Below are 13,263 nucleotides of genomic sequence, written 5' to 3' on the forward strand. Positions count from 1 at the left end.
GGTTTTCTAGCCTGGATCTCATGGCGAACATCGCGTACGACCGCAAAGAGCAGGTCCAGCAGATCGAGAGTGGCCTTCTCGAGGGTGAGCAGATCATCGCCGTCTACGACGCTGTCGGCACCGGCACCGGGTTCATCGGGCTGACCGACCGCCGGGTGATCATCCAGGACCGTTCCTTCGTCGGGAAGCGGTTCGCGATCACGAGCATCCCGTACTCGAAGATCACCAGCGTGAGTGTGGTCAGCAACAAGTCCTGGGGTGGCTCGTTCTTCTCCACCGGAGCGATCGCGATCCACGTCGGCACGCACACCTACGAGGTGGAGTTCCGTGGCGCGCAGAAGAGCCACCACGTGCACAACGTGATCCTGCACCACATCTCCTGACCGTTCGGCCCGCCGTCGGCCCGGCGTACGTAAATGCGTTGCCGGGCCACGGCATCCTCTGCTGTCCTCGGTCGACAGCCGGGTGAAGGGAGCAGCACCATGCCAGAAACGACGAGGTCCCCCGAACCGAGCGTCATCCGACCTGAGGAATCGAGGCTTCGTGAGCAGATCTGCTCCGACGACCGTCACGCGGGAGCACACCGCTGACACCCTGACCAACCCCGGAGGCCGCTGATGTCGGTCTTCGATGATCCCGGCCTCTTCGGCCGGCTCTGGGCCGCCGACTACGACGGCCCAGGCAACCCCGACCCGGCGCCGGCGGTGGACTTCCTGGCCGAGCTGGCCGACGGGGGTCCGGTTCTCGAACTGGCGATCGGCACCGGCCGGGTCGCACTGCCGCTGGCCGAGCGCGGTCTCAGCGTGCACGGTGTCGAGGCGTCCGAGGAGATGGTGGCGCAGTTGCGGGCCAAGCCCGGCGGCGACCAGATCCCGGTCGTCGTCGCCGACATGGCGGACGTGCCGGTGAAGGGTGAGTTCCGGCTCGCGTACCTGGTCTTCAACACGCTGTTCAACCTGGTGGACGCCGAGCGGCAGGCAGACTGCTTCCGCAACGTCGCCCGCGTGCTGTCGCCCGGCGGCGCGTTCGTCATCGAGACGTTCGTGCCCGACCCGCGCGACTTCGACTCGGACGAGCAGGTGCAGGTGCGGTCCGTGACCGAGGACTCCGCGACGATCCGGCTGCACAAGTACGACCGGCCGGCGCAGCGGTTCATCCGGCAGACCATCACCTTCGACGCCGAGGGTGTGCACCTGCGGCCGTTCGCCATGCGGTACGCCTGGCCACACCAGATCGACGAGATGGCGCAGCAGGCGGGGCTCCGGCTAACCGAACGGTACGCCGACTGGCAGCGGCGACCGTTCCACGCCGACAGCCCGTCGCACATCTCCGTCTACCGGGCGGAGTAACCGTTTGATCGACTCGGGTTCCGGAAAGTCGGGGTGTCATCGCCACGACGACACCCCGACTTCAAGGAACCCGAGTCGATCTCCCGCCGCCAGAAAGAGTGAGGTGCCGCCATGAGCAAACGAGCCGTCCAGGCAGTCCTGGCCCTGTCGGTCGTCCTGATGACCGGCGGCATCATCCTCAAGGTGACCGGGGACGGTGGTGCCGACACCGCCGGCACGGTGGCGGTGTCGCTCGCCTCGGTGGGTTCGATCGTGGCCGCCATCGGCTCGTCCTTCCGCGCTGCCCGCGAGGACGACAGCCCGCACCGGTAATTGGAACCTTTCGCGCTTGGCTGATTCTGCTGCCAGCAGCCTTTCTTGCTTCGTCGGGCCCGCGCCGGGTGAGCTGGCAGCATGCCAACCGACGCCGCCCGTTTCCCACGCTCCTCGCCGTACTGGCCGGTGATCAGTCACCCACAGCTCCGGCGCGTCCTGCCCGGGCTCACCGTGTCCGCGTTGGGCGACGGCATGGCGTTGGTCGCGGTGACGTGGCTCGCCATCCAACTCGCCCCGCACGGTCAGCGCGGCATCTGGATCGCGGTGGCCATGGCGGCGTACACCCTGCCCAGCGCGGCCGGGACGGTCATCTTCGGGCGGTTGCTGCGTGGGCGCGGCGGCGCGCAGCTCGCCGGGTGGGACGCGATCCTGCGGGCCTCCGCACTCGCGGCGATCCCCCTCGCCCACATCGCCGGCGTGCTCACCATCGGGCTGTACGTGGTCCTGCTGGCCGCGTCGGCGCTGCTGCACTCGTGGGGTTCCGCCGGCCGGTTCACCCTGATCGCCGAGTTGCTGCCGCAGCGACACCATCTGCCGGCCAATGCCGTGCTCAGCACCATCGGAGGGTTCGCCACCATCGTCGGCCCGCCACTGGCGGGCATCCTGATCGGCTGGGTGGGGCCGGTCTGGGTCATCGCCATCGACGCCGCCACCTTCGCCGCGCTGGCCCTCACGTACCGTCTCGCCCTTCCCGCCAACGACGGACCCGCACGGTCCGAGAGCGGCGCATCGCGAACGGCCGGCTTCGCGGTCATCCGCCAGAACCCGGCCCTGCTGGGCCTGCTGGTGCTGAGCCTCGGGTTCTTCTTCCTCTTCGGACCGGTGTACGTGGCGATGCCGATCCACATCACCGACGACCTGCACGCGTCCGCGACGCTGCTCGGCGCCTACTACACCGCGTTCGGCATCGGGGGGCTCGCCGGAGGTCTGGTCGCCGGTTACCTTCGCCGCTGGCCACTGCGAGCCACCACCATCGGCATCGTCGTCGCGTTCGGCGTCGCGATGCTGCCGCTCGGCCTGGGCGCACCGGTCGGCGTGTCGTTGCCGGCGTTCGCCCTGGCGGGCTTCATCTGGGCGCCGTACATGTCCACGTCGATGGCGCTGTTCCAGCGCAGCACGTCGACCACCCAGCTGCCCGCGGTGCTCGCCGCGAACGGTGCCATCCTCGTGCTGGCGGTGCCGCTGGGCACCATGCTTGGCGGGCCGCTGGTGGGTGTCATCGGCCCCCGACCGACGCTGCTGCTCTGCGCCGTGGCCATTGTGGCCCTCGGCCTGATCGCCGGGGCGTTCGCGCTCTCGCGGCGGAGCGTGCGAACCCCCGGCGACCCGGTCGTCACCGAGGTCAGTGCCAGTCGCTGATGCTGACGTCGTCCGGCGCCGGCCTGCCGTGCCCCGTCTCCACCAACTCCTTGAGGCTCATCAGGAACGTCGCCCACTTGGTGCTGCAGTGGTGCATGAACTCGACCGGCTCGCGCCAGCCCTCGTGCGCGAACTGGACAATCGTGTACTCACCGCGCTGGTCGAGACGCCAGCTGACCTCGGTGCGGATCCATTCCTCGGGACCGTCGACGACCCGCCACCGCACCCGGCCAGCGGGGTCAAGCTCCAGGACCTCCATATCGAAGCCTCCAAGGTCGCCGAACCGAAACGCCAACTGCCCGCCGACCTCGCTCTTGCCCACGATGTCGGTGGTCCACCAACCGGCGAGTCCCTCTGGAGTTGCCACCGCTCGGTAGACGTCGTCGAGCGGTGCGACGACGCCGACGCGGTGCAGAATGTCGACCATTCTCAGTCTCCTTCGTTGTTGGTGCGGGTGCGTTCGATCGCCTCGGCGATCCGCTTGATCCGGCGGAGTCGGGCGTCCCAGGTGGAGCCAACCGTCGCCAACTGCGCGACGGCGCGGGCGAGCTGCGCCTCGTCGACCTGGTAATGACGCTCCCGACCGGCCGACTCGGCGTGAATCAGCCCGACCCGGTCCAGGACCGCCAGGTGCTTCGCGACGGCCTGACGGGTGACGGGTAGCCGCCTGCTCAACGACGTCGCGGTGCCCGGCCCGTCGGAGAGCAGAAGATCGATCATCGTACGACGGGTGGGATCACCGATCGCCGACCACAGCTCGTCGTCGACCGCCGTACTCATGGGGTGGAGACCAGCTGCGCGACGTACGCGCCCAGCCTGGGCATGTAGTGGTCCCAACCGTTCTCGTGGTCCTGGTACTGCGCCTCCAGGACGGCGATCTCCCAGCCCATCTCGCGGAACCCGGTCTCGGTCATCCGGATCTGTGTCCCCGTGCCGTCGGGGATCAGGTCGAAGGTGACGAGCAGCGCCTGCCCACTGCGGTCCGGCTCGGTGAAGCACCACCGGAAGGAGAATCGCTTCGGCGGGTCGACCTCGACGACGGCGAGCGCGACGGTCGTCGTCTCGCCGGTGTCGGCGTTGCGCCACACCAGTTCGCCGGGCGCGCCCGCGACCGACTCGAACCGCGCGTCGTCGGGCCACCACTCCCGCATGTGCTCGGGCTGACTGACCACCTCGAAGACCACCTCGGGTGACGCGTCGACGTGGATGTCGCGTTCGATGGTTCCCTGCTCCATGAGCCTCAACCCTTCGCAACCTTTGGTTGCACTCAACCTACGACAGCCCCACACTCTCGCGCAACCTTTGGTTGCATGTTGCGGTCGCGTCACACCCAGGGAGCACAATGCCGTGCATGTCTGAGCCATCGCCGCACCGGCACCACGCCATCGACTACGTCGAATTCACTGTGATTAACCTCGCCGAGGCCAAGCGCTTCTACGCCGACGCGTTCGGCTGGGAGTTCAACGACTACGGGCCGGCGTACGCCGGCATCCGCAGCCCGCACGGCGACTCCGCGGCCGAGGTCGGCGGTCTCCGCGAGGATCAGGCCGTCCGGGCGGGCGGCCCGCTGGTGCTTCTCTACTCAGCCGACCTCGACCGCTCCGTCCAAGCCGTGAAGGAGGCCGGCGGGCAGGTGGTGAACGGGCCGTACGAGTTCCCCGGCGGCCGCCGGTTCCACTTCACCGACCCCAGCGGCAACGAGCTGGGCGTCTGGGCCGAGCGGTAGGGGACGCGCACCCGTGCACACCCTGCTGGTAGCCGTGCACCCGGAGCCCGGGTCCCTCACGCACCACACGGTTCGGCAGCTCGCGGCAGCGCTGCGCCCGGGCTCGGTCGAGATCGCCGACCTGGCAGAGGAGGGCTTCGACCCGAGGTTCGGTGTGGCCGACCGTCGGGCATACCAGCAGCGTGGCGAGCCCCCGCCCGACGTGCGCCGCGAGCAGCAGCGCCTCGCCCGCGCCACCGACCTCGTGCTGGTCTTCCCGGTCTACTGGTGGTCGATGCCGGCCCTGCTCAAGGGGTGGATCGACCGTGTCTTCATCAACGGCTGGGCGTTCGACTACGCCCCCTCCACGGGCATCCAACCCAAGCTGCAACGCCTCACCACCCACCTGCTCCCCATCGCCGGCGACGACGCCGGCCTCTACGAGCGCCACGGGTACGGGCATGCGCTGCGGACGCAGATCGAGCACGGGATCGTGGACTACTGCGGCAGCCGCCGTGGCGTCACGGCATTCGTGCACGAGTCCGAGCAGGACGACTCCTCCGCCACAGCGCAGGAGGTCGACCGAGCTGTGGCCATGATCCGGGACGCCATCTCCGTACCACTCGACGCCCGTTAACCGGTTCGCGGAAACCGCGTGCTCCGGCAGAGTGGCCCCATGATCGGGAGAGGACTGGACGTCGACGGGACGATCGCCCGCGAGGGTGCGATGAGTCGCGTCCCAGACGCGTTCGCTGGCGTCGTCGCCGCAGCACGCGCTCGGATAGTCGATGCTTTCGGCGACGGTCGGCTGCACAGCGCCTACGTCTACGGCAGCATCCCGCGCGGCACCCCCAAGCTCGGGGTCTCCGATCTTGACCTGCTGCTCGCCCTGCACGCCGAACCGACCGAGGCCGACCGGCTGGATGCGGCGAGGATCGCGCAGTCCCTCGACGAGTCCTTCGACCAGATCGACGGTGTGGGGATCCTGCTGTTCAGCACACGCACCCTCCTCAGCGAGCGTGAACGCCACGATCTCGGCTTCTTCGTCGCCTGCCTGTGCACTCCACTGCTCGGCGACGACCTCGCCGAGGATCTTCCCCGTTACCGGCCCACTGCTCTGCTCGCCCGGGAGACGAACGGCGACCTGTCATTGGCGCTCCCGGAATGGGGCAGGCAGGCAGCCAGGGCGACCACTGACAACCAACGTAGGGGCCTCAGCAGACTCGTCGCTCGTCGCATCGTCAGGACCGGATTCACTCTGGTCATGCCTCGTTGGGGAGGTTGGACGAGCGACCTCACCGAGTCCGCCGAGGCGTTTGGCACCTACTACCCGGCACGTGCCGAGCAGATGCGCGGGGCTGCCAGGACCGGCCGTGCACCGTCGGCGGACCCAGCTGTCCTGCGCCAACTCATCGACGACCTGGGGCCATGGCTCGCAGCGGAGTACACCGCCGTACATGGCGAGAAGGCCCTCCGTCCCTGACGTCGCAGCATGCCCCGAGAAAGGCACTGGCTCCAGGGCGGCACCAACGTCGGATGCCGTCCGCGAGCGGCCGCTGCTGCCGGGTCGGTCGGCCGACACGAAGGGGCGGGCGACAAGACTCTGCATCTCGACCGGGTCATCCGCTGCGGCGAGCCTGACACTCAGTTAGTCACTCCTCATCAGCTTGCGAACGCTGCCGTTGACGCAGCAGCAAGGTGGATACCGGTGCTGTCGAACAGCACCAGGCCAGCAGCGACATCTTGGCGCCCCGGGTGCAAGTCAATCTTGTTCAGGGTGCGAAGACGATGACGACCGGGATGGCACCGGGTACTGGTCAAGCGGGACCCGCTCGCCGATGGCAAGCCCGAACGTGCCGCTCGACGGGACCTGCGTCTGAATGTCGCCCGACTGGTTCAACTGGCGTTTCCCAGTGATCGTCAAGACAAAAGTGGAGGGCCTGCCGACCGCCACGTCGTAGTTGGCCCAACCGGGACCCAGGTGTCCAGCGCCGCAGTCGCCCTGGGCGACGAGATCGTGGCCGTTGATGCTCAGTTGCTCCTGAAGCAGGGCGTCGTCGCAGCGGCTGGACACGACGAGATCGAGGGTGGTCGGCACGATCGTCAGTTCGACACGGCGCTCGGGCAGCGTCGCGGACTTCACGGCCACGAGCCGGGCACCGTCGGCGTACTCGGGGAACCCGTCGATGGTGCGTACCGGCGACGGGCTGTCCCCCGGAACGGGGGTGACGTCCGCGTGGAGCCCGGGTGCGACGGCGGCCGTGGCGACGCCGCCCAGGGCGACCACCGCGCAGGTCGTCCAAGTCGCGATGCGGCGACGGCGCCGCGCCATCACCTTCGCCCGTACGCCGCGCAATCGCACGTCGTGCATGACCTGCTTCGCTGGATCGCCGGAACGCTCATCGAGCACCTGCGGGAGATCGGTCAGATTCATTGCAGCATCCCTTCCGGCGCCAACGTCTCGTCGAGGCGGAGCTTGGCCACCGCCCGGCTGGCCTGACTCTTCACCGTGCCGACGGAACAGCCGAGGACCTCGCCGATCTCGGCATCCGGCAGGTCCTCGAAGTACCGCAGCACGAGCACGGCGCGCTGCCGACGAGGCAGCTGACCCAATGCCCGCCAGAGGCGGTCCCGGTCGTCGAGAGCCAAGTACCGGTCGGGCCCGGCGGCCACCTCAGGAAGATCGGCCGTGGGCACCTCGCCCCGCCACCGGCGCCGCCAGGACGACGCGTACGCGTTGACGATGATCCGACGCACATACGGCTCCGGGTCACCCTCGATACGCCGCCACGCTTCCCACGCCCGCGCCAATGCCGTCTGCAGCAGATCCTCAGCCGCCGCCCAGTCCCGTGTAAGCAGGAACGCAGTGCGCAGCAGCCGAGGTGAGCGGGTCGCGACGAACTCGTCGAAGCCCTCCGGTGTGATCACGTCCCCGCCTTTCTCCCCAGTCACAGGTAGTACCGGCTGTGGAGGGGAAAGGTTGCATGACCAGCGGCTCACTCGCCTCGGCAGGGTCACGAGGACATACATCACCAGCTGGGCCTCGTTGCCTCAGGGCAAGGCCCACCCAGCCAGGAAAATCGTCCGAGTGTTAGCGACCATCGCCGCCCTCAGCTTCACCACGAGGCGACGCTTAGGCGGCAGACGTTGAACCGGAACTAGACGTTGAAGCGGAACTCCACCACGTCGCCGTCCTGCATGACGTACTCCTTGCCCTCGATGCGGACCTTGCCCGCCGCCTTGGCCGCCGCCATCGAACCGTGCTCGACCAGGTCGTTGTACGAAACGACCTCCGCCTTGATGAAGCCGCGCTGGAAGTCGCTGTGGATGACGCCCGCGGCCTCCGGCGCGGTGGCGCCGACCGGGACGGTCCAGGCGCGCGCTTCCTTGGGGCCGGCCGTGAGGTACGTCTGGAGGCCGAGCGTGCGGAAGCCGACCCGGACGAGCTGGTTGAGGCCAGGCTCGTTCTGCCCGATCGACTCCAGCAGCTCGCGGGCCTCCTCCTCGGGCAGGTCCACCAGCTCAGATTCGATCTTGGCGTCCATGAAGACTGCCTCGGCGGGGGCGACCAGGGCGCGCAGCTCGTCGAGGAACGACTCGTTGGCCAGTTCGGCCTCGTCGACGTTGAAGACGTACAGGAAGGGCTTGGTGGTGAGCAGGTGCAGCTCGCGCAGGTGCTCAAGCTCGATCTTGGCGGCGGCGGCCCCGGAGTAGAGGGTGGTGCCGCCGTCGAGCACCTCGATCGCGGCCTTCGCGGCGGCGACCGCGGCGGCCCGGTCCTTGCGGAGCTTGGCTTCCTTCTCCAACCGGGGCAGCGCCTTGTCCAGCGTTTGCAGGTCGGCGAGGATCAGCTCGGTGTTGATCGTCTCGATGTCGTCGGCCGGGGAGATCTTGCCGTCGACGTGCACCACGTTCGGGTCGGAGAAGGCCCGCACGACCTGGCAGATCGCCGAGGCGTCCCGGATGTTGGCCAGGAAGGCGTTGCCCCGGCCCTGCCCCTTGGAGGCGCCGCGGACCAGGCCGGCGATGTCGACGAACGACACCGGGGCCGGCAGCACCTTCTGCGAGGAGAAGATCTCGGCCAGCTTGCCCAGCCGCTCGTCGGGCAGCCCGACCACGCCGACGTTGGGCTCGATGGTGGCGAACGGATAGTTCGCCGCCAGCACGTCGTTCTTGGTCAACGCGTTGAAAAGCGTGCTCTTGCCGACGTTGGGCAGGCCGACGATGCCGATGGAAAGACTCACGACCGGCCAGCTTACGCGGGTGCCGGCCGGGGCGGTCCAGGCGGCTCGGTTTCCGGCGGCACGGCCCCGGCGAGGGGGCGGCGCCGACCGGTCGTCAGCCGAGCAGGCGTGGGGCGATGACCGCCTCGCGGACGCTGCCGTCCGCGACACGGCTGACCTCGTACGCGGAGACGCCCTCGCGGTCCGCGATTGCCTCGACCAGGCGGATGCCCCGGTAGACCAGACCGACCCCGTCGTCGGTGCAGTGGCTGGTCGGGAGCGTCCCGTTGCCCACCAGCTCGTGCATCAGCGGGCGGCGCTGGCCCTCGCTGTCGTAGTGCACCCCGTTGCCGTACGGCAACCAGGCCAACCCCTCGGTGAAGCCGCGCAGTCGGGGACCGAAGCTGTCGGTGGCACCGCCGACGTGCCAGCAGATCGAGCCGGCGGAGACACCGGCCAGCACCACACCGGCCTGCCAGCACTCGTGCAGGATGTCGTCGAGCCCGTGCACCCGCCAGACGGCGACCAGGTTGGCCACGCTGCCGCCACCGACCCAGATCACGTCCTGGGCGAGCAGGTGGGCGCGGACGTCCTCGACGTTCGGCATGGGGAAGAGAGCGAGGTGCGACAGCCGGAACCGGGTGTCGGCGAACGCGCCGTAGACCGCGGTCAGCGAGGTGGGCTGGTCACCGACGGCCTGCCCGAGGTAGCAGATTCGTGGCTGCGGACCAGCCTCGGCCAGCTCGGCTGCCAGCTCGAAGACCGGGCTGGGGCGCATGTCGTACGGCCCTCGGTCGCCCCGGGAGAAGCCCATGCTGGTGGCGATGATGGTCGGTTCGCTGGCGGGCATCGGGGCGTCCTTCCGTCGGGGCGGTGCGGCGTCCATCCTGCCGCAGCCACGAGGCAGCCGGTTACCCGCCCGCGTGCCGGCCACTGCGCTGGCGGGGCACCTCGACCTCAGGCCAATGGGCCTCGGACGGCCGGTCGGCCGGGGGCAGTTGCGCCGCGGCGGCGCGGGGCAGGGTGAACCGGTCGGCGGCGGCCGGGCCGACCGAGAACGACTCGCGCAGCATCCAGCGCACCTCGTCGGCCGTCCAGCCCAACCCGGCCCGCGCGGCGATCTCGCGCACCAACCGCCGGCCGACGCGGGTGTCGTCGTCGTAGAAGCGCATGCACCAGTGGTGGGTCCACATCCCGAGTGCACGCAGGCCCGCGTCGTCGAGTGAGCCGACCAACCGGCCACAGGCGGTGTCGGAGAAGACCTGCTCGGGGTCGGCCGCCCGGTCCCGTTCGATGGCGCCGACGGCGGCCGGTGCGACGGCCCGCATCCGGCGGTAGAAGGACTGCGCCACCGCGCGGGGCAGCGCCGGGAACGCGCCCGGTGTCGACGCCGCCGCCCAACCCGCCACGCTCGTCATGTCCCGCACCCCTTCTTCAGTTGGTGGCCGGACGGTACCCGTCACGACCGACACTTCCGGGTCGAAAACACCCCGGATCGCGGATAGCGACGATGACCTGGGGCGTCTGTACAGGTGACAACGAAACGGGGGTGGTGGGTGGACGAGGACGAACGCGCTCGGCTGGCCGAGTTCGTCGGCAGCCGGACACCGGCGCTGATGCGGGTCGCGTACCTGTTGACCGGGGACCGCAACGCCGCCGAGGACCTGTTCCAGTCGGCGTTGGCGCGAACCATCCCGAAGTGGGAGACCATCCGGCACGCCGATCCCGAGGGATATCTCCGCGTGGTGATGTACCGCGAGCAGATCAGCTGGTGGCGGCGACTTCGCCGACGGCGGGAGACGCCGCTCAACCCGGCCGACGAGCCGGTCGGCGACGACCCGAGCGGTGGCTCCGACGTACGGCTGGCGATGCGTGCCGCGCTGCGCCACCTGCCACCGGCGCAGCGGACGGTGGTGGTCCTGCGCTACTACGAGGACCTGCCCGAAGCCCGGGTGGCCGAGCTGCTCGGCTGCTCGGTGGGCACCGTCCGCAGCCGTACGCACCGGGCGGTCAAGCGCCTGCGCGACCTGCTGCCGGAGATCGAGTTGCTGGAGGTACGGCGATGATCGATCCCTTCGAGAGCCTCATCCGCTCCACCCTCACCGACCTGGCCGAGGAGGCACCGATCGTGCATGACCAGTTGAACCGAGCGGAACGGCGGGTCCGCAAGAGACGCCGCGCCACGGTGACGATGGGGGCGGTGGGCACGCTCGCGGCGATCCTGATCGCGGCTCCGATCGCCCTGGCCGCCAGCGGATCGGACGGGCCTCCGCCGGCCGTGCCGAGCCCGGCGGGCCCGGCGGCCGTGCCCAGCCCGCCGGTACCCACCCCGTCCGCGCCCACTCTGGTGCCGCTCGAATCGAGCCCCGAGGCGGAGATGCCCCCGGGGAAGACGATCGGCCCGCCCGGTGTACCGGGCCGGCCAACGGCCACGCCGAGCCCGTCGACTCCGCCGGGTGTGCCCGGCAGGCCGGGCGACCCGGTTGCCAGTCCAAACCCGTCGAGTCCGCCGGGCGTACCTGGGGTGCCGGGCACGCCGACGGCCACGCCGAGCCCGTCGCGTTGAGTAGGACCGGTCCGGCCGGCGGTTTCCCAACGCCGGCCGGACGGCCGTCCCACTTCCATGCCCGTCCTCGGCCGGCCGGGACGACGGCGAGGTAAATCACGGAGTCGGGCGGAGATCCCGGCCACTCTCCCGCCGCGCTCCCCCGTACCGGCGAGCGTCGCGCGTCACGGCGACAGCGGGCGCCGGCCCACGGAATTTGTCGAGCCCGGTGTGCCCGCTCATCCTTGGGCCATGACCGATTCCGGACACCCGAGGCGCATGCTGCCGGGGCAGCGATGACCACCGCCATGGCCCGGGTGCCCGACTCCCTCCGGGGGCAGATCGTCACACCCGGCGACCGCCGGTACGCGCAACTGCGCTCGACGTACACCACGTCGGCGTCGCCGGCCGCCGTCCTGCTGCCGAAGACCACCGCGCAGGTGGTCGACGCACTCCGGTACGCGCGGGAGCAGCGGCTGCCCATCGCCGTCCGCAGCGGCGGGCACGGCTTCTCCGGGGCCTCCTCCAACAACGGTGGCGTGGTCATCGACCTGTCCATGCTCAACGGGTGCAGGTCCTCGACGAGCGGGCCGGGCTGGTCCGGGTCGAGGCCGGTGCCCGCTGGGCGAACGTCGCGAAGGCGCTGGCCCCGTACGGCCTGGTGGTCAGCTCGGGTGACTACGGCGGCGTGGGTGTCGGCGGCCTGGCCACCGGCGGCGGTGTCGGGTGGCTGGTCCGCGCCCACGGCCTCACCATCGACCGCGTCCGCGCGGTCGAGGTGGTGCTCGCCGACGGGACGCTGGTACGCGCCGACGCCGCGCACGAGCCGGAGCTGTTCTGGCTGGTCCGGGGCGCCGGAGCCGGCGCCGGGATCGTGGTGGCCTTCGAGATCGAGGCGGCCGAGCAGCGCAACGTCGGCGTGGCGCAGTTGGTCGTCGAGGCGCACGCCGACGGTCGCACCATCCGGGAGTGGACGAGCTACCTCGCGCAGGCCCCACGGGAGCTGTCCGCGGCCGCCGTGGTGTACGCCGAGGGTCGCTCGGTCCTCATGTCCATCACCGCCGTGGTGGCCGTCGAGAGCCTGCGCCGGGCCCGACCGGCGGTGGAGCCACTGCTCGCCATCGGCAAGGTGCTCGAACACCGGACCGACCTGCTGCCCTACCCGACGCTGGTGCCGACCGCGCACCTGCACCCCAACGTGGGGCAGCAGCGGGGCACGACCACCAACGGTCTGTTCACCGGGCTGGACGACGCCGGCGCTCGGGCCGTGACGCGAGCGGTGACCGGGCCGGGGCGGGCGGTGGTCCAACTCCGCTCGTTGGGTGGGGCGGTCAACGACGTCGCGCCCGACGCGACCGCGTACTCCCATCGCCACCAGCACACGATGGTGGTCGCCTCGGTGTTCCCGCCGCAGGGTGCCGGGGCGCTGGACGCTGCCTGGCGGGCCGTCGGTGCCCGCGCCGACGGCGCGTACGTCAACTTCGAGAGCCGCCCGGACCCGGCCGCGTTCGCCCGGATCTACCCGGGTGAGACCGGGGCCCGGGTGCGGCGGCTGTGGAAGCGCTACGACCCGGACGGCGTGTTCCGGTCGGCGCTGCTGACCGGCCAACCCAACCGGTCCGGCACGTCGGCCCGCTCCGGCCAGCCCAGCCGATCTGGCCAGCCCAGCCGCGCCGGTCAGTCCGCCCGGTCCGGCCAGCCTCACCGGCGTCGCCGCTGACCACGTCGGGCGCACGCCGAGGTCCGATTCCCGCCAGCCGACGACGC

At 70.3% G+C, this 13,263-nt stretch carries 17 protein-coding genes and 1 pseudogene; 10 read left to right on the forward strand and 8 right to left on the reverse strand.

What is annotated here, in order from left to right; translation table 11 throughout:
• The first annotated feature begins 20 nt into the window (after positions 1 to 20).
• The 4 genes from HNR22_RS15030 to HNR22_RS15045 all read left to right on the forward strand — a co-directional run bounded on the left by HNR22_RS15030 (position 21) and on the right by HNR22_RS15045 (position 3,023).
• Entirely contained in the window at positions 21 to 383 is a 363-nt protein-coding gene (locus HNR22_RS15030) for a PH domain-containing protein (RefSeq protein ID WP_030337500.1), read from the forward strand.
• Positions 384 to 617: 234 nt separating this feature from the next.
• Entirely contained in the window at positions 618 to 1,349 is a 732-nt protein-coding gene (locus HNR22_RS15035) for a class I SAM-dependent methyltransferase (protein ID WP_179780909.1), read from the forward strand.
• A gap of 111 nt (positions 1,350 to 1,460) precedes the next feature.
• Entirely contained in the window at positions 1,461 to 1,661 is a 201-nt protein-coding gene (locus HNR22_RS15040; RefSeq protein WP_179780910.1) for a hypothetical protein, read from the forward strand.
• An 81-nt stretch (positions 1,662 to 1,742) separates the two neighbouring features.
• Positions 1,743 to 3,023, forward strand: a complete 1,281-nt coding sequence (locus tag HNR22_RS15045; RefSeq protein ID WP_179780911.1) for an MFS transporter — start codon at positions 1,743 to 1,745, stop codon at positions 3,021 to 3,023.
• Here HNR22_RS15045 and HNR22_RS15050 read toward each other — a convergent pair.
• From HNR22_RS15050 to HNR22_RS15060, 3 genes are read right to left on the reverse strand one after another with little or no spacing between them, the layout of a single operon-like run.
• Positions 3,007 to 3,450, reverse strand: coding sequence for an SRPBCC family protein (locus HNR22_RS15050; RefSeq protein ID WP_179780912.1), 444 nt, complete (start codon positions 3,448 to 3,450; stop codon positions 3,007 to 3,009). The two genes, HNR22_RS15045 and HNR22_RS15050, sit on opposite strands and share 17 nt — an antisense overlap.
• 2 nt (positions 3,451 to 3,452) lie before the next feature.
• The gene (locus tag HNR22_RS15055) at positions 3,453 to 3,803 is read right to left on the reverse strand and encodes an ArsR/SmtB family transcription factor (RefSeq protein WP_179780913.1); all 351 of its coding nucleotides are present in this window, start codon (positions 3,801 to 3,803) and stop codon (positions 3,453 to 3,455) included.
• Positions 3,800 to 4,258: an SRPBCC domain-containing protein gene (locus HNR22_RS15060; protein WP_179780914.1), complete on the reverse strand. Its 459-nt coding sequence runs from the start codon at positions 4,256 to 4,258 to the stop codon at positions 3,800 to 3,802. Before HNR22_RS15060 ends, HNR22_RS15055 begins: the two co-directional genes overlap by 4 nt.
• 116 nt (positions 4,259 to 4,374) lie before the next feature.
• Between HNR22_RS15060 and HNR22_RS15065 the strand changes: the two genes are divergently transcribed.
• Genes HNR22_RS15065 through HNR22_RS15075 form a run of 3 tightly spaced genes read left to right on the forward strand, consistent with a single transcriptional unit; the run spans position 4,375 to position 6,211 of the window.
• A complete protein-coding gene (locus HNR22_RS15065) occupies positions 4,375 to 4,749 on the forward strand; it encodes a VOC family protein (RefSeq protein WP_179780915.1) in 375 nt (124 codons plus the stop codon).
• 13 nt (positions 4,750 to 4,762) lie between these two features.
• Positions 4,763 to 5,365, forward strand: a complete 603-nt coding sequence (locus HNR22_RS15070) for an NAD(P)H-dependent oxidoreductase (RefSeq protein ID WP_179780916.1) — start codon at positions 4,763 to 4,765, stop codon at positions 5,363 to 5,365.
• Between the two features lie 39 nt (positions 5,366 to 5,404).
• Positions 5,405 to 6,211 (forward strand): nucleotidyltransferase, encoded by an 807-nt coding sequence (locus HNR22_RS15075; protein ID WP_179780917.1) that lies wholly within the window; start codon positions 5,405 to 5,407, stop codon positions 6,209 to 6,211.
• A gap of 279 nt (positions 6,212 to 6,490) precedes the next feature.
• Here the strand turns inward: HNR22_RS15075 and HNR22_RS15080 are convergent, their stop codons facing one another.
• The 5 genes from HNR22_RS15080 to HNR22_RS15100 form a co-directional block, all read right to left on the reverse strand.
• Positions 6,491 to 7,162: a hypothetical protein gene (locus tag HNR22_RS15080; protein ID WP_179780918.1), complete on the reverse strand. Its 672-nt coding sequence runs from the start codon at positions 7,160 to 7,162 to the stop codon at positions 6,491 to 6,493.
• Positions 7,159 to 7,656: a SigE family RNA polymerase sigma factor gene (locus HNR22_RS15085; protein ID WP_343059825.1), complete on the reverse strand. Its 498-nt coding sequence runs from the start codon at positions 7,654 to 7,656 to the stop codon at positions 7,159 to 7,161. Before HNR22_RS15085 ends, HNR22_RS15080 begins: the two co-directional genes overlap by 4 nt.
• Before the next feature lie 230 nt (positions 7,657 to 7,886).
• Positions 7,887 to 8,972, reverse strand: a complete 1,086-nt coding sequence (ychF, locus tag HNR22_RS15090) for a redox-regulated ATPase YchF (RefSeq protein ID WP_179780919.1) — start codon at positions 8,970 to 8,972, stop codon at positions 7,887 to 7,889.
• 94 nt (positions 8,973 to 9,066) lie between these two features.
• On the reverse strand, positions 9,067 to 9,801 hold the full coding sequence (locus tag HNR22_RS15095) for a Type 1 glutamine amidotransferase-like domain-containing protein (RefSeq protein WP_179780920.1): 735 nt from the start codon (positions 9,799 to 9,801) through the stop codon (positions 9,067 to 9,069).
• Positions 9,802 to 9,862: 61 nt separating this feature from the next.
• A complete protein-coding gene (locus HNR22_RS15100) occupies positions 9,863 to 10,369 on the reverse strand; it encodes a hypothetical protein (protein WP_246380881.1) in 507 nt (168 codons plus the stop codon).
• Between the two features lie 138 nt (positions 10,370 to 10,507).
• Here HNR22_RS15100 and HNR22_RS15105 point away from each other — a divergent pair, with 138 nt between their 5' ends.
• From HNR22_RS15105 to HNR22_RS30995, 3 genes and pseudogenes are all read left to right on the forward strand, one after another.
• A complete protein-coding gene (locus HNR22_RS15105; protein ID WP_179780921.1) occupies positions 10,508 to 11,017 on the forward strand; it encodes a SigE family RNA polymerase sigma factor in 510 nt (169 codons plus the stop codon).
• The gene (locus tag HNR22_RS15110) at positions 11,014 to 11,517 is read left to right on the forward strand and encodes a hypothetical protein (protein WP_179780922.1); all 504 of its coding nucleotides are present in this window, start codon (positions 11,014 to 11,016) and stop codon (positions 11,515 to 11,517) included. The genes HNR22_RS15105 and HNR22_RS15110 overlap by 4 nt, the downstream gene beginning before the upstream one ends.
• 287 nt (positions 11,518 to 11,804) lie before the next feature.
• Positions 11,805 to 13,216: pseudogene (locus HNR22_RS30995) on the forward strand (FAD-binding oxidoreductase).
• Positions 13,217 to 13,263 lie beyond the last annotated feature (47 nt).

The organism is Micromonospora jinlongensis, from assembly GCF_013410645.1.
Lineage (GTDB): Bacteria > Actinomycetota > Actinomycetes > Mycobacteriales > Micromonosporaceae > Micromonospora > Micromonospora zamorensis.